A 15920-nucleotide genomic window follows, 5' to 3' on the forward strand; every position below is an offset into this window, starting at 1 on the left:
GCATCACAAATGGACCAGACGGAGACGGAGCGCGTTGCTGATCACGCTCACCGAAGACAGCGCCATCGCCAGTGCCGCGATCGCCGGGGAAAGCAGGATGCCGGTGAACGGATAGAGCAGCCCCGCCGCGATCGGCACGCCCGCGACATTGTACGCGAACGCGAACACGAGGTTCTGGCGGATGTTGCGCATCACCGCGCGCGACAGGCGGCGGGCGCGGACCAGACCGTTCAGGTCGCCCTGAAGCAGGGTAACCCCCGCGCTCTCGATCGCGACGTCCGAACCTGCGCCCATCGCCACGCCGACTTCGGCGGCGGCGAGCGCGGGGGCGTCGTTCACGCCGTCGCCGGCCATCGCCACGGCGCGGCCTTCCGCCCGCAGCTTCTGGACGACTGCCGCCTTGTCCTCGGGCAGGACTTCGGCTTCGACCTCGTCGATGCCGATCTTCGCGGCGACCGCCAGCGCGGTGGTGCGGTTGTCGCCGGTCAGCATGACGACGCGGATGCCCTCGGCCTTGAGGGCGCGGACCGCTTCGGGGGTGCTGGCCTTGATCGGATCGGAGACGCCGATGAGGCCGGCGAGCGCGCCGTCGATCACGACGAAGATCGCGGTGCCGCCTTCGCCGCGCAGCGCCTCGGCCGGATCGGCGAGACTGGCGAGATCGATGCCGTTCTCGCGCATCAGACGGGGGCCGCCGAGCAGGAGCGCGTGGCCCTCGATCGTGCCGGTTACGCCGCGACCGATCGGGGCGTCGAAATCGGTGACTTCGGCGAGGGGGAGGCCACGATCGGTTGCGGCGCGGACGATCGCTTCGCCGAGCGGATGCTGGCTGGCGCGCTCGACACTGGCGGCGAGGCGGAGCAGCTCGGCTTCGTCCTGGCCGGGGGCGGGGCGGACCAGCGTGACTGCCGGGCGGCCTTCGGTGAGGGTGCCGGTCTTGTCGACGATCAGCGTGTCGATCTTCTCGAACCGCTCCAGCGCTTCGGCATTCTTGATGAGTACGCCGGCCTGGGCGCCGCGACCGACGCCGACCATGATCGACATCGGCGTGGCGAGACCGAGCGCGCAGGGGCAGGCGATGATGAGGACCGAGACGGCGGCGACCAGCGCATAGGCGAAGCGCGGCTCGGGGCCGACCAGCCCCCAGGCGAGCGCGGCGGCGAGGGCTACGGCGATGACGGTGGGGACGAACCAGGCCGAGACCTTGTCGGCCATGCGCTGGATCGGCGCGCGGCTGCGCTGCGCCTCGGCGACCATCTGGACGATGCGGGCGAGGAGGGTGTCGGCACCGACCTTGTCGGCGCGCATGACGAAGGCGCCGGTGGTGTTGAGCGAGCCGGCGATCACGCTGGCGCCGGGCTCCTTGGTGACGGGCATCGACTCGCCGGTGACCAGCGATTCATCGATCGCGACGCGGCCTTCGAGCAGTTCGCCATCGACCGGGACCTTCTCGCCGGGGCGGACGCGGAGCCGGTCGCCGACCTGGATCAGGTCGAGCGTGACTTCCTCGTCGCTGCCATCCTCGCGGATGCGGCGCGCGGTGCGCGGGGCGAGATCGAGCAAAGCCTTGATCGCGCCCGAGGTGCGGTCGCGGGCGCGCAGTTCCAGCACCTGGCCGAGCAGGACGAGGACGGTGATGACCGCGGCGGCCTCGAAATAGACCGGGACGGCGCCATCATGCCCGCGAAAGGCGGCGGGGAAGATGCGGGGGGCGAGCACTGCGACCAGGCTATAGGTATAGGCGACGCTCACCCCCATCGCGATCAGGGTGAACATGTTGAGGTTGCGCGTGCGGAGCGAAGCCCAGCCGCGCTCGAAGAACGGCCAGCCCGCCCAGAGGACGACCGGGGTAGCGAGGGCGAACTGGATCCAGTTGGACAGCTGCTGGCCGATCGCCATGGTGAGGCCGAACAAATGGCCGCCCATTTCGAGGATGAAGACGGGCAGGGCGAGGGCGAGGCCGAACCAGAAGCGGCGGGTCATGTCGGCCAGTTCGGGATTGGGGCCGCTGTCGAGCGTGATCGTCTCGGGCTCGAGCGCCATGCCGCAGATCGGGCAGGAGCCGGGGCCGATCTGGCGGATCTCGGGGTGCATCGGGCAGGTGTAGATCGTGCCGGCCGGGGCTTCGGGCTGTGGCTGGGGGGAGAGGTAGCGCTCGGGATCGGCGAGGAATTTCGATCGGCAGCCGGCGCTGCAGAAGTGGAATTCCGCGTCGTGGTGAAAGGCGTGGTGCGGGGTGGTTTCGGGATCGACGGTCATGCCGCAGACCGGGTCCTTCACGCTGTCGGGCTGGGCGTGGGCGCTGCCGCAACAGGCGTGGTGCTGGTGGTCGTGGCTGGCATCGTGGTGGGTGTGGCTTGGCATGACGTTCCTCCGATGCCGGGCTATGTAGAGGTTGACATCATGTCAGGGTCAAGGGGTGGTTTGGTTTCGGGTGCGCGTTTCACTCCCCTCCCTGCAAGGGAGGGGTTGGGGGTGGGTTGCGAGCGTAGCGAGCTCAGCCAGTCGCTGGGGAATAAAGGGATTGCCGGGCATCGAGCCCGGCAATCCCTGACCCACCCCTAGCCCCTCCCTTGCAGGGAGGGGAATTGGATGGGCGAAAATTTCGCTTTGCTTTGAGGGCAGGCGGCGCGCAGTGCGTAAGGGGCTGGGGAGAAGACCATGCGTGACGATCTCGATGACATGCTCGGGCGGCTGGCGGCGCGGCCGGTGCATCCGGGGCTGGAGGATATGTCGGCGTCGGTGCTCGACCGGATCGCCGCGCCTCGGCCACGGCAGGACCGCTTCGCGGTGACCGGCGCGCTGGCGGCGGTGCTGGCGGTGGGCATGGGCCTGGGCGGCAGCTGGGCGATGCAGGCGCCCGCGCACAAGGTCGCGACCTTCGACAGCAGCCTGGCGCTGGCGCCCTCGACCCTGCTGGGCGGCAGCTGATGGGTGCGCGGCGGGTATTGCTGATCGCGCTGATCGCGTTCGTGGCGGCGCTGGGTGGCGTGGCGGCCGGACGGTTCCTGTGGCCGGCGGCGCAACCGCCCGGGGGCGAGCTGCATGCGCTGCTCCATTCGGGGCTCGACCTCGATGCCGCGCAGCATGCGAAGATCGAGACGCTGGAGCGGCAGTTCGCGCTGCGCAAGCAGGCGCTGGAGATGGCGCAGCGCGCCGACAATGCCCGACTGGCCGCGGCGATCGAGAGCGAGCATTCGGCCGGGCCGGACGTGCGCGCCGCGGTCGACCATATCCATGTGACGATGGGCGAGATGCAGAAGGAGACGCTGGCGCATATCTTCGCGATGCGCGCGGTGCTGCGTGCCGACCAGGCGGCGAAGTTCGACAAGGCGGTGGTGAAGGCGCTGACCGCCGAGAGCCGGTGAGCCTCGATTTCAAAGACCTGAGCGACGGCGAGCTGGCCGCGCTGAGCCTTGCCGGGCGGACGGCGGCGTTCGCCGAGATATTGCAGCGGCACCGCGAGGCGATCTACCGGATCGTCGTCGGGTCGATCGGCGATCCCGACGAGGCGCTCGACCTGGTGCAGGAGACCTTCCTCGCGGCGCATGGCGCGCTGCGCCGCTATGATCCGGCGCGGCCGATGCGGGCCTGGCTGACCACGATCGCGATCAACAAGTGCCGCGACTGGGGCCGGCGGCGCGCGGTGCGGCGGTGGATCGCCCTTGCGCTGCCGATCGACGATGCGGCGGAGCGGGTCGCCGAGGACCGGCCGGGGCATGATGTGGAGGTCGCCGATCGCGAGGCGCTGGCGCGGACGTCGCGGGCGATCGCGGGGCTGCCTTCCGCACTGCGCGAGGTGATCGTGCTGCGGACGATCGAGGGGCTGTCGCAGGCCGAGACGGCGGCGGCGCTGGAGGTCAGCGAGAAGGCGGTGGAGACAAGGTTGCGGCGGGCAAGGCTGCGGCTGGGGGAGGTTTTGGGGGGCTAGGCGCTCACTTGCTCGATGGGGGCGCCTTCAACGCTTTCTGCTCCCCGGCGAAAGCCCGGGTCCAGGGGTTCTCTTCTGTCTCGCTTGTGACCCTGGGCCCCGGCTTTCGCCGGGGAACAGTTTTTCGCCGTCATTCCCGCCTTATTCCGTCATCCCCGCGCAGGCGGGGATCCAGGGTGGCAGAGCGAGGTCCTTTGTGACTCTGGATCCCCGCCTGCGCGGGGATGACGAATTTTGGGGAGGGCAACCCCGCTCCCCCGCGTAACTCCCATAAGCGCGGTTCTCGCGCTGAGGAGACTAGCGTGTTGGATCGGCGGCAGGTGTTGATGGCCGGGGGCGGGGTGGCGCTGGGGGCTTGGTTCCCGGCCTGGGCGCAGTCCAATACGGCGGGGGCACTGCCCGAGGTCTCCGGCGAGGACCTGCATCTGCGCATCGCCCATCAGATGCTGAAGGTCGATGGCCGCGAGAGCCATGCGATCGGGATCAACGGCACCGTGCCGGGTCCGCTGCTGCGGCTGCGCGAGGGGCAGAATCTGCGCGTGCATGTCGAGAATGCGCTCGACGAGGACAGCTCGATCCATTGGCACGGGCTGCTGCTGCCCTTCCAGATGGACGGTGTGCCGGGGATTTCCTTTCCCGGGATCAAGCCGCGGTCGAGCTTCACCTATGAGTTCCCGATCGTGCAGGCGGGGACCTATTGGTATCACAGCCATTCGGGGCTGCAGGAACAGGTCGGGCTGTTCGGGCCGATCGTGATCGAGCCGCGCGACGCCGATCCGGTGCGCTTCGATCGCGAGCATGTCGTGATGCTGTCCGACCATAGTCCGCTGCATCCGCATGCGATCTTCCGCAAGCTCAAGCAGCAGCCGGGCTATTTCAACCGGCAGAAACAGACGCTCACCAGCGCCGGGGGGCAGACGGCGAAGGACCGGCTCGACTGGGGCGGGATGCGGATGGACCCGACCGACATCTCCGACGTGACCGGATCGACCTATAGTTACCTGGTCAACGGGCATGGGCCGAAGGACAATTGGACGGCGCTGTTCCGCCCCGGCGAGCGGGTGCGGCTGCGGATCATCAATGCCTCGGCGATGACGATCTTCAACGTGCGCATCCCGGGGCTGAAGCTGACGATCGTGGCGGCGGACGGGATGAACGTGCGGCCGGTGACGGTGGACGAGTTCCAGATCACCGTGGCCGAGACCTATGATGTGATCGTCGAGCCCGAGGACCGGGCGTACACGCTGGTTTCCGAGGCGGTCGATCGCTCGGGCATGGGCCGGGCGACGCTGGCGCCGCGCGCCGGGATGGTCGCCGAAGTGCCGGCGCTGCGGGCGCGGCCGATCGCGACGATGAAGGACATGGGGATGGACATGTCCGGCATGGACCACGGCGCGATGGGCGGCATGGCCGACATGCCGGGCATGGATCACGGGTCGATGCGCATGAAGATGCGCGATCCGGCCAATGCGCCGCAGGTGGTGATGGGGCCGGGCGTGCAGACGATCGCGCCGATGCCGGTCGACCGCACCGGCGAGCCGGGGCAGGGGCTGGGCGATGTCGGGCACAAGGTGCTGACCTATCGCGATCTGGTGGCGCTCGAGCGCAATCCCGATGTGCGGGCGCCGGGGCGCGAGATGGAGGTGCACCTGACCGGCAATATGGAGCGCTTCATGTGGGCGTTCGACGGGGTGAAATTCTCCGACGCGAAGGTGCCGCTGGCGTTCGAGACCGGCGAGCGCGTGCGGGTGACGCTGATCAACGACACAATGATGGCGCATCCGATCCATCTGCACGGCCATTTCTTCGAGCTGGTGACCGGGCATGGCGACCATGCGCCGCGCAAACACACGGTCAATGTCGCGCCGGGGGGCAAGGTGAGCTGGGACGTCACCGCCGAGCCGGGCGACTGGGCGTTCCACTGCCATCTGCTCTACCACATGCATGCCGGGATGATGCAGACCGTCCAGGTCCGCCCGCTTGCCGGAGATGCGGCATGAAGGCGCGGTGGCTGAGCGGCGCGGCGGCGCTGGTGCTGGCGGTGCCGGCGATGGCGCAGGACCATTCGGGGCATGCCGGGCATGACATGTCGGCGATGCCGATGCCGGCGCCTTCTCCCACGCCTGTGCCGGCCGATCCGCATGCCGGGCACGACATGGCGGGCGCGGGGGAGAAGTCCGGGACCGACCTGCCGGCGGGCAATGCGACCGCGCCGGCGCCGGTGCCGGGCCGCGCGGCGGATCGCTTCTGGGGGGCGGAGGCGATGGCCGATGCCCAGCGCGCGGTGCGGATGGAACATGGCGGGATGGCGCTGAGCAAGGTGATGCTCGATCTGGCCGAGGTGCAGCTGCGCAGCGGCGAGACCGGCTATCGCTGGCAGGGCGAGGGCTGGTGGGGCGGCGACATCCACCGGCTGTGGATCAAGTCGCAGGGCGAGGGCGTGTTCCGCAAGGGGATCGATAGTGCCGAGGTGCAGGCGCTCTATGGCCGGGCGATCGATCCCTACTGGAACCTGCAGGCCGGCGTGCGGCAGGATCTCGGGCGCGGGCCGCGGCGGACCTGGGCGGTGCTCGCTGTCGAGGGACTGGCGCCCTATTGGTTCGACCTCGAAGGATCGGTGTTCCTCTCCGGCAAGGGCGATGTGCGCGCGCGGATCGAGGGGAGCTATGACCAGCGGATCACCCAGAGCCTGATCCTCCAGCCGCGCGCGGAGCTCAACCTGTCGGCGCAGGACATGCCCGCGAACGGCGTGGGCGCGGGGCTGTCGAGCGCCGAGCTGGGGCTGCGGCTGCGCTACGAGCGGGTGCGCGAGTTCGCACCTTATGTGGGCGTGAGCTGGGAGCGGAGCTTCGGGCGGACCGCCGACTATGCGCGGGCGCGCGGCGACGGCACGGGCGGGGTGAGCTTCGTGGCCGGGGTGCGGGCCTGGTTCTGAGGAGGCCCGGCGCACCCAAATACCGGCTTGTGGGATTTTTGTGCGTTTAATGCCCGATTGTCACAAAATATCCACGCAGCGCGCCTAGTGCCCCGGCTGCGGCACGGTAACCCGCCGGTCGCAGCAATTTCGATCACCATTGGGGGTCCCATGCTCGCCCATACGCGACTTTCGTCGCGCGCAGTCCTGCGCGCGCTGTTGATGCTCAGCACCACGGCTCCGGCCGTGATCCTCGCCGCTCCCTCCGCCCATGCGCAGGACTATACCAACATCGCCGCATCGGGCCGGGTGACGGCCGAGGACGGCACGCCGCTGGCCGGCGCCGAAGTGAAGATCACCTCGTCGGACAAGGGCGTGAGCCGCACGGTCACCACCGACAGCGCGGGTGCCTATACTTTCCCGCAGCTCACCCCGGGCAACTATGACTTCACCGTCACCGCCCAGGGCTATGCGACCTATACCGAGAGCGCGATCGCGCTGACCCGCGAGACCGGCGGCGCCAACAGCTTCCGCCTTGCCCCCGCTGCCCAAGACGGCAACGAGATCGTGGTCAACGGTTCGCGCCAGCGCACCGCCGACTTCCAGGACACCACCGTCGGCGCGACGATCAACCTCGCCTCGCTCACCCAGCGCGTGCCGATCGGCCGCTCGCTGCGCGACGTGATGCTGCTGACCCCCGGCACGGTGCAGGGCAGCTCGCCCTCGAACGGCGGCTTCGCCAACCAGGTCTCGATCGCCGGCGCGGCGTTCACCGAGAATGCCTTCTTCATCAACGGCCTGAACGTCACCGACTTCGTCTCGGGCGGCCAGCCGACCGAAGTGCCGTTCGACTTCTACGAGACCGTCGAAGTGAAGACCGGCGGCGCCCCGGCCGAGTTCGGCCGCGCGACCGGCGGCTATGTCGTCGCCACCACCAAGTCGGGCTCGAACCAGTATCATGCCAGCGTGACCGGCATCTGGGAGCCGAACGACCTGCGCAGCACCTCGCCCTCGACCCGCACCACCGATTATCGCCATGCGACGGCGAGCCGGCAGGAGCTGATCTTCCAGGCGAGCGGCCCGATCATCAAGGATCACCTGTTCGTCTACGGCCTCTACAATTTCCGCAACATCCGCTCGATGACCCCGTCGGCGAACCAGAACAACGCGACCAGCGTGGTCAACACCAGCCCGTTCTGGGGCGGCAAGGTCGACGCGTACATCACCGGCGACCACCACCTCGAATTCACCTATTTCGACACCACCAACGACACCCGCAACCGCAGCCAGAACTGGGATCGCACCAATTTCACGCTGGGTGGAAAGACCGGCGGCACCGATGCCCGCTCGGGCGGCGCCAACTATGTCGGCCGCTACACCGGCACGATCACGCCCTGGCTGACCGTTTCGGGCGCCTACGGCGTCAACAAGCTGCGCTCGGGCAACGTCCCGCTCGACATCACCAACCCGCAGGTGACCGACTACCGGACCGATCCGGCCGGCATCCAGATCGGCGCCAACAAGGTGACCGACGCCTACAGCAAGACCGACAATGAGCGCGAATTCTATCGCGGCGATGTCGACCTGCAGTTCCACCTGCTCGGCAGCCACCATGTCCGCATCGGCTATGACCATGAGAAGGACACGCAGGAACAGACCTTCGAGACGATCGGCGGCGGCGCGTACAAGATCTACACCGTCACCGCGGAATCGGCGGCGCGCATCGGCCAGGCGGTCGGCACGCAATATTACACCACCCGCGTCTATGCGCAGAACGGCACCGCGCACGTGCGCAACGAAGCCTTCTACATCCAGGACCAGTGGTCGCTGTTCGACAACCGGCTGCGGCTCGACCTCGGCCTGCGCAACGACCGCTTCAGCAACCAGGGCGTGAACGGCAAGTCGTTCTTCGAATCGGGCAACCTCTGGGCACCGCGCGTCGGCGCCTCGTTCGATCCGCTGGGCGACGGGCGCACCAAGATCTTCGGATCCTATGCGCAGTACTACCTGCCGATGGCCGGCGACCTCAATCTGAACGTCGCGGGCAGCCTGATCACCTATACCCGCTACAATTTGTTCACCGGCACCAGCGGCGCGGGCAACGTGCCCAATGCGGGTGCGGCGATCCTGACGGTGGCCAACACCACTGCCTGCCCGGACACCAAGGTGAAGAATTGCGAAGTCTCGGCCGACGGTTCGGCGTTCAACCCCTCGGGCGCGATCGCCAGCAACATCAAGCCGCAGTCGGACAATGAGTTCATCTTCGGCGCCGAGCACCAGTTCGCCGACCATGTCCGCATCGGTGCCTATTTCACCCATCGCCGGCTCAAGGACGTGATCGAGGATATCTCGGTCGACATCGGCGCCCGCGCCTATTGCATGACCAAGGGCTTCACCGCGGCGCAGTGCCAGGCGTCGTTCCCGGGCGGCCGCCAGTTCGTTATCGCCAATCCGGGTCGCGACGTGACCGTGCAGCTCGCTTCGCTGCCCGACGGCTCGACCCCGGTGGTAACGCTGAAGGCATCGGACCTCGGCTATCCCAAGCCGAGCCGCAACTATGACGCGGTGACGCTCACCTTCGATCGCACCTTCGACCAGAAGTGGAGCCTCTCGGCCTCGTACACGCTCGCGTTCAACAAGGGTAATTACGAGGGCGGTGTCCGCTCGGAGAACGGCCAGCTCGCGATCAACCGCACCGCGGACTTCGACTCGCCGGGCTTCGTCAACGGCGCCTATGGCTATCTGCCCAGCGACCGCCGGCACAACTTCAAGGCCTATGGCAGCTACCGGTTGAACGACATGCTCGACGTGGGCGCCAATGCCGTGGTCCAGTCGCCGCAGCATTACAGCTGCATCGGCGCGGTGCCGCTGAGCGTCGACGCCTATGCCAACACCTATCGCGGCTACGGCTATTACTGCCAGGGCAAGCTGATCCCGCGCGGTACGGCGTTCAACGGCGACTGGCGCACCCAGATCGACGTCAGCGCGTCGCTCCGCCTGCCGCTGCCGTACAGCGTGGATGCGTCGATCCGCGTCGACATCTTCAACCTGCTGAACAGCAAGTCGGTGACGTCGTACAACAATTTCGGCGAGCAGGGGGATGGCTCGACCAACCCCGATTACCGTTCGCCGGTGAACTACCAGGCGCCGCGCTCGATGCGGCTGACCGCCCGCCTCGGCTTCTGAGGCGCGCAGGCCGGGGCCGGTTTCGTGCCGGCCCCGGCATTCCTGCTTGCAAATTACCGGGTGCCCAGCATGTCTCTCCGCGCAACCAGCGGAGACAGCGATGGAGGGAGCGATAGAGAAGAGGTCACAGCGCCAGCGCGAGATCATCTCGCGGCTGCGCAGCGGACGAACGCTGTCGGTGACGGCGCTGGCGACGGATCTCGCGGTTTCGGACGAGACGATCCGCCGCGAGCTGCGTGCGCTCGAGGATCAGGGCGTCATCATCCGCGAACATGGCGGCGCGCGCATCGCCGCGCCGGTGCTCGAAGGGCCGCTCCACCAGCGGATGGAGGAGAATGCCGATGCCAAGCAGCGCATCGCGGCGGTCGCGGCGGAGTTCGTGCCCGATGGCGGGATCGTGTTCATCGATTCCGGCACGACGAGCTGCTTCATCGCGCGCCAGCTGGTCGAGCGGCGCTCGCTGACGGTCATCACCAATTCGCTGCGCGTGGCGAACGACCTGGGCGGGATCAACAACAACCGGCTGTTCCTGGCCGGGGGGCAGATGGACTATGACTATCGCGCCTTCTCCGATCACAGTGCGCAGGACTATGTGCGCGGCTTCTCGCCACATCTCTCGATCCTGTCGGTCGGCGGGATCAGCATCGAGCGCGGGCTGATGGACTTCCATCCGGGCGAGGCAGAGATGAGCCGGATCGCCTATGCTACCTCGAAGCGCGTGCTGCTGGCGGCGGATTCGTCGAAGTTCGGGCGCTATGCGCTGGTGCAGACGGCGGCGCTGACCGATGTCGACATCCTGGTGACCGACCAGCCGCTCGACAGCGACTATGCCAAGGCCTTCGCGCATGCCGAGGTGGTGATCGCCTGACGCGCGCGGACGGCGCGCAGCAGCGGCAGGCCGGCGGCGAGCATGAGCAGCGCCCCGGCCGCCGCGACGCCGGCATGGAGCAGCCAGAACTGGCCGGCCGGCATCCGCTCGTAGAACACGCCGCTGAACCCCACCCACAGGCTGGCGAAGAAGCCGTGGAGGTAGAAGAGCCCCATCCATAGCCCGACCAGCCGGCCTGGCGCGATCCCAGCGATCAGGCTGAGGCCCGAGGGCCAGATCAGCACGATCGCCATGTCGATCAGCAGCAGATAGGCGAGCGCCCAGGCCAAAGGCAGCGCGCCGCTGGTGAGCGTGGTGCCGAGCGCGAGGACGAGATAGCCCGCCGCGCAGAACAGGCAGCCGATGAGGATCTGGGTGGCGGCGCTGATCGTGATGCCGCGGCGTTCGAGCGCGCGCATCGCCAGTTGTGAGACCGCGATCAGCACGAGGGTGAAGGCGCCGTCGAGCGACAGGAACCAGGCGACCGGCATGGCCCAGTTGCCGAGCCTGAGGTCGAGATGCGCGCGGGACCAGACCAGGAAGATGTTGCTGAGCTGCTCATAGGCCGAATAGCAGAGATAGATCGCGGCGAGGGCGACGATCAGCAGCGCGGTGGCGGCGAGCGGGCTGGTGTTTGCGCTGGTGGCGGCATGGGCCTTGCTGCGCGCGGGCTCGGTGCCGTTGCGGGCGTAGAAGACCAGGCCGACCAGCAGCGCCAGTGCCGCCGCGCCGATCGCATAGGCTGGGCCGGCAAGGGCGGCGAGCGTGCCGCAGACCAGCGGCCCGCAGATGATCCCGGCGTTGAGGAAGCCGAGATAGAGCGCATAGCCGCGGCGGCGCTGGGCCTCGTCCTCGAACAACAGGCCGACCTGGGCGGAGAGGTTGCCCTTGAGCAGACCGGTGCCGATCGCGAAGGGGACCAGGCCGATCAGGAAGCTCTGGTTGCTCAGCATCAGCATCAGCCCGAGCAGCATCAGCGCGCCGCCGCTTGCCACCATGCGGCGGCGGCCGCCGACCAGGTCGCCGACCAGTCCGCCGAGCGGGATCGAGAGATAAATCAGCGCATTGGCATAGCCATAGAGCTGGGAGGCGAGCCCGGTGGTCGAGACCGGGCCGAACAGCGCGGTGCTGGCGTCGCGGACCGCGGCTGCGCCGAGGATGCGGGAGAGGTCGCCGGCGAGGACGTGATCGACCAGGATCAGCACGAGCAGCGACTTCATGCCGGACATGGCGAAGCGCTCCCAGAACTCCATCGCCGCGAGGACGAGGAAGCGGGGGCTCAGCAGTTTGTCCGTTGCAGCGCCCGATTCCATTGCGTCCGCCTTTGTCCGGCGGTGCTGCTAGGGGCGGTTCGCAACAGGGTTATGACAGTGGGCGATCGTGGAGGGGCTGCCGCGTGTACTAGCTGTTCCCCGGCGGACGCCGGGGCCCAGGGTAACAGGCGGGACGGCAGAGAAACCCTGGGCCCCGGCTTTCGCCGGGGAACTGAAGGGTATTAAACTCGATGTGGGAAGGCAGCGGCCGGTTCGCTGGTGCCGGGGTTGCCGGTCTCGACATGGCCGGCGAGGCGCAGGCGGGTGCCGTCTGCGCCGGTGAGCAGCAGGTCGTACCAATGATGCTCGGCAAGTGGCACCGGCGCCTGGATCTCGGCGCCGGGCGCGAGGGCGTGGCTCGCCCGCGCGTCGCTATGGGCGCAGTGGCTGGCGAGCGTCACCGGCGCGGTGCCGCGATTGGCGAGGTGGAGCGTACCGGTGCTGCCCTGCCAGGCGATCGTCGCTTCGATCCGGGCGGCGCCGTTCGCGCGATATTCGCGGTGGAAGCCGTTCGGGCCCTGCACGACCAGCGCATGCGCCCGGTCGCGGCGAAGCGGCCATTGCTCCTCCAGCCGTGAATTTGCGGCGACGGTGAAATAGCGCCAGCCGGGGAAGGCGGTCTCGTCCTGCACGCCGAACACCACGCCTTCGGGTCCGTCATTGACGAAGCGCAGGGTCAGGCCGCTTTCGGACCAGGCCGGCTCGACGGTGAAGCGATAGGGCAAGGCGCGGGCGGGGCGGGTGCCGGGTTCCTGGGCCGGGACGCCCTTGCCCGTCGCGATCTTCGGGGGCGGGGCGGTCTTGCAGAGCTTCTCGGTCTCCTCGAAATAGCTGGCGACCGAGGGCAGGGCGGCGGCCCAGCGCGTGTCGAGGCGCTGGCGCTCGGTCACATCGAAATCGAACATCGAGGTGAGGTCGCCGCAGATCGCGCGGCGCCAGGGCGAGATGTTGGGCTCGGCGACGCCGAAGCGCTTCTCGAGGAAGCGCAGCACCGAAGTGTGGTCGAACAACTGCGAGTTGACCCAGCCGCCGCGCGTCCAGGGCGAGATCACCATCATCGGCACGCGCGGGCCGAGGCCGACCGGCTCGCCCTGGTAGGTCTCGCTGCGGACATCGACATTGCTCGCGCCATATTGCGGGGCGATCGCCGGCATCGGGGCGGGGACATGGTCGAAAAAGCCGTCATTCTCGTCATAGTTGAGGATGAAGGCGGTCTTGGCCCAGACCTTGGGATTGGCGGCGAGCGCGGCGACCAGGCTGGAGATCAGCACTTCGCCGAAGGGGACGGGCGCGTCGGGATGCTCGCTCATCTCCATCATCGGGACGATCCAGGAGACGGCGGGAAGCCGGTCCGCGGCGACATCGGCGGCGAAGGCGGCGATCAGGTGCTTCGCACGGGTCTTCTCCGGGTTCTTCGGCGCGATGCCGTCGACCCAGTCGACATAGGCGCGGCCGCGCTTGTAGAGCGACGAGGCGCGGTCGAGCTTACGGAATTCCTTGAAGTAACCCAGCGGGTTGTCCGAATAATTTGCGATCTCCTGATAGAGCTTCCAGGAGATGCTGGCTTCCTCGAGCCGGCCGGCATAGCTGCGCCAGGGCAGGCCCTCGCTCGCGTCGTCCTTCGCCATGTCGGCGCCCGGATTGGGATCGGTGCCGCCATTGGTGACGCAATATTCGCCTTCCTGGCCGACGCTCAGGCCGTTGGTCCCGCTGAAATGATAGAGGCGGTTGGGGCCGGTCGGCCCCTGGAGCGAGCAGTGATAGCTGTCGCAGATCGTGAACTGGTCGGCGAGCGCGTAATAGTAAGGGATGTCCTCGCGGGTGAGGTGGGCCATGGTCAGCGGGCCCTTCTGGTCGGCCCAGACGTCCCAGTTGCGCCAGCGCGCCTGGCTGTCCTTCCAGCTGTGGTCGAGCCCGGTGAAGCAGCGGGCGTTGCTGCCGTTATAGTCGAGGCGGAAGGGCCAGGCGACCTGGCCGCCGTCGCGATCGGCGCGGCGCTGCGCCCAGACGGACTTGCCGCCGGGCAGCGCGATCGGGCGCGGATCGCCGAAGCCGCGGACGCCGCGCAGCGTACCGAAATAATGATCGAAGGAGCGGTTCTCCTGCATCAGGATCACGACATGCTCGATATCCTGGATCGAGCCCTTCCGGCCCTTCGCCGCGCGGGCAAGGCCGGTCGCGGCGCCCGTCTCGGCGGCGGCAACGCCCGAGGCGCCGAGGATGAAGGTGCGGCGATCGATCGGCATGACTACTCCCGTACGCATTGGTCCCGGCCCGGCGGCGTGCCGGCGAGACTTGGTCGCGCCTAGGCGCGCTATGTGCAAGGGATGTGACGAAAATCGGGTTTCGCGAAGTTTTTGCGGGATGCGGGCATAATATCCACATGCCGTGCGGCGAGTAGCTCAGCCGAGCACGTCGGTGAGCAACCGGCGCCAGTTGCCGCCCATGATCTTGTCGACTTCGCGTGCGCGGAAGCCCGAGGCGGTGAGGGCTGCGGCGATGCGCTGCATGCGGTCGATGCGGTTGAGCTCGGGGATGACGACATGCTCGGGCGTCCATTCGAAGCCGGGCACACCCTGGCGGCGCAACGCGCGCCACCATTCGAGATATTCCTCGACGCCCCTGGCATTGTCGTTGTTCAGCTTGATCAGGTTGGTCTGGCCGGCCATCGGGAAGTCGTTGGCCACGCCGACCGCGTCGATCCCGCCGACGCGCGCGACATGGCGGATCTGCGCGACATAGTCGGCGACGGTCGGCACCTTGTTGCGGGTGAGCCAGAAGCTCATCATGAAGATGCCCATCACGCCGCCGCGCTCGGCGATCGCGCGGATCGCTTCATCGGGCGCGCAGCGCGGGTGATCGACGATGGCGCGCGCGGAGCCGTGGCTGAGCGCGATCGGGGTCTTCGAGCGGCGCGCCGCCTCGAGCATCGTCGGCACCGATCCGTGCGATACATCGGGCAGGATGCGCAGGCGGTTCATCTCCTCCAGCCCCTCGATCCCGAGCGGGGTGAGCCCGGTCTGCACCGTTTCCAGCGCGCCGCCGGCATATTGCGTGTTGTTGTGATGGGTGAACTGGAGGACGCGCAGGCCCTTGTCGTGGAAATGGGCGATGCGCGCGAGATCGTCGCCCATCATCTCGGTCGACTGGAATTGCAGGAAGACCGCGCAGCCGGGGCGGGTGCCGATCTCGCTGCCCTTGCGCGCCAGCCAGGCGACCTTGGAGTCCTTGAGCTTCGCGACGGCACGGTCGATCGCCGGATCGTTCGCCGCGAAGTTGCGGCTGTAGCGCGGCACGCCGTCCGCGCCGCGTACCTCGATCAGGTCGGAGACGTCGGCGATCATCCCACCCAGCCCGGCGGCGGTGATCTCGTTCAGGTCTTCGGGCAGGAAGCTGAGCGAGTCGAAGAACAGCCGGGGCGCCCGCGATGCCCGGGCGACCATGGGCGCCGCCAGAGCCGTCGTCGCCATTCCGATCACTGCGCCGCGCCGCGTCACCATGCATTTTTCTCCCGAGGAACTGGCCGACTCGATATCGCCGGACCGGCGCAAGGATGCGCAAGCGGCTGCGAGCGGGCAGCAATCAATTGTTTCGAACCCGAAAACAATCGTTCACAAAATACCATATTAATCCAGTGGGATTTGACCTAGCCTTGTTTCAACCGCGTTACCACGGTGTGTCGGAGCCGTGCGCGCGGGGTTTCGGGTA

Annotated in this window: 11 protein-coding genes; 7 read left to right on the top strand and 4 right to left on the bottom strand. The window is 68.0% G+C overall.

All coding sequences use genetic code 11. The features are described from left to right. Positions 1-3: 3 nt before the first annotated feature. A complete protein-coding gene (locus HNP52_RS08905) occupies positions 4-2364 on the bottom strand; it encodes a heavy metal translocating P-type ATPase (RefSeq protein WP_184165682.1) in 2361 nt (786 codons plus the stop codon). A 297-nt stretch (positions 2365-2661) separates the two neighbouring features. On the opposite strand from HNP52_RS08905, the gene HNP52_RS08910 reads away from it, so the two are divergent. From HNP52_RS08910 to HNP52_RS08940, 7 genes are all read left to right on the top strand, one after another. Next, positions 2662-2931, top strand: a complete 270-nt coding sequence (locus tag HNP52_RS08910) for a hypothetical protein (protein WP_184165684.1) — start codon at positions 2662-2664, stop codon at positions 2929-2931. Continuing rightward, the gene (locus HNP52_RS08915) at positions 2931-3368 is read left to right on the top strand and encodes a Spy/CpxP family protein refolding chaperone (RefSeq protein ID WP_409372615.1); all 438 of its coding nucleotides are present in this window, start codon (positions 2931-2933) and stop codon (positions 3366-3368) included. The genes HNP52_RS08910 and HNP52_RS08915 overlap by 1 nt, the downstream gene beginning before the upstream one ends. Further along, the gene (locus HNP52_RS08920; protein ID WP_184165687.1) at positions 3365-3931 is read left to right on the top strand and encodes an RNA polymerase sigma factor; all 567 of its coding nucleotides are present in this window, start codon (positions 3365-3367) and stop codon (positions 3929-3931) included. The genes HNP52_RS08915 and HNP52_RS08920 overlap by 4 nt, the downstream gene beginning before the upstream one ends. A gap of 326 nt (positions 3932-4257) precedes the next feature. Further along, the gene (locus HNP52_RS08925; protein ID WP_409372631.1) at positions 4258-5931 is read left to right on the top strand and encodes a copper resistance system multicopper oxidase; all 1674 of its coding nucleotides are present in this window, start codon (positions 4258-4260) and stop codon (positions 5929-5931) included. Continuing rightward, positions 5928-6866: a copper resistance protein B gene (locus HNP52_RS08930; RefSeq protein ID WP_184165693.1), complete on the top strand. Its 939-nt coding sequence runs from the start codon at positions 5928-5930 to the stop codon at positions 6864-6866. Before HNP52_RS08925 ends, HNP52_RS08930 begins: the two co-directional genes overlap by 4 nt. Before the next feature lie 201 nt (positions 6867-7067). Next, complete coding sequence (locus tag HNP52_RS08935; RefSeq protein ID WP_260396035.1) at positions 7068-10031, top strand: TonB-dependent receptor; 2964 nt, start codon at positions 7068-7070, stop codon at positions 10029-10031. A 100-nt stretch (positions 10032-10131) separates the two neighbouring features. After that, on the top strand, positions 10132-10899 hold the full coding sequence (locus tag HNP52_RS08940; protein WP_184165699.1) for a DeoR/GlpR family DNA-binding transcription regulator: 768 nt from the start codon (positions 10132-10134) through the stop codon (positions 10897-10899). Here the strand turns inward: HNP52_RS08940 and HNP52_RS08945 are convergent. The 3 genes from HNP52_RS08945 to HNP52_RS08955 form a co-directional block, all read right to left on the bottom strand. Further along, complete coding sequence (locus HNP52_RS08945) at positions 10857-12212, bottom strand: MFS transporter (RefSeq protein WP_184165702.1); 1356 nt, start codon at positions 12210-12212, stop codon at positions 10857-10859. The genes HNP52_RS08940 and HNP52_RS08945 overlap by 43 nt on opposite strands. Positions 12213-12394: 182 nt before the next feature. Further along, positions 12395-14458 carry a phosphocholine-specific phospholipase C gene (locus HNP52_RS08950; RefSeq protein WP_184165705.1) on the bottom strand — a complete coding sequence of 688 codons (2064 nt, stop codon included), beginning with the start codon at positions 14456-14458 and terminating at the stop codon, positions 12395-12397. A gap of 156 nt (positions 14459-14614) precedes the next feature. After that, positions 14615-15712: a membrane dipeptidase gene (locus HNP52_RS08955; protein ID WP_184165708.1), complete on the bottom strand. Its 1098-nt coding sequence runs from the start codon at positions 15710-15712 to the stop codon at positions 14615-14617. Positions 15713-15920 lie beyond the last annotated feature (208 nt).

The sequence above is a fragment of the Sphingomonas kyeonggiensis genome (assembly GCF_014204495.1).
Lineage (GTDB): Bacteria > Pseudomonadota > Alphaproteobacteria > Sphingomonadales > Sphingomonadaceae > Sphingomonas > Sphingomonas kyeonggiensis_A.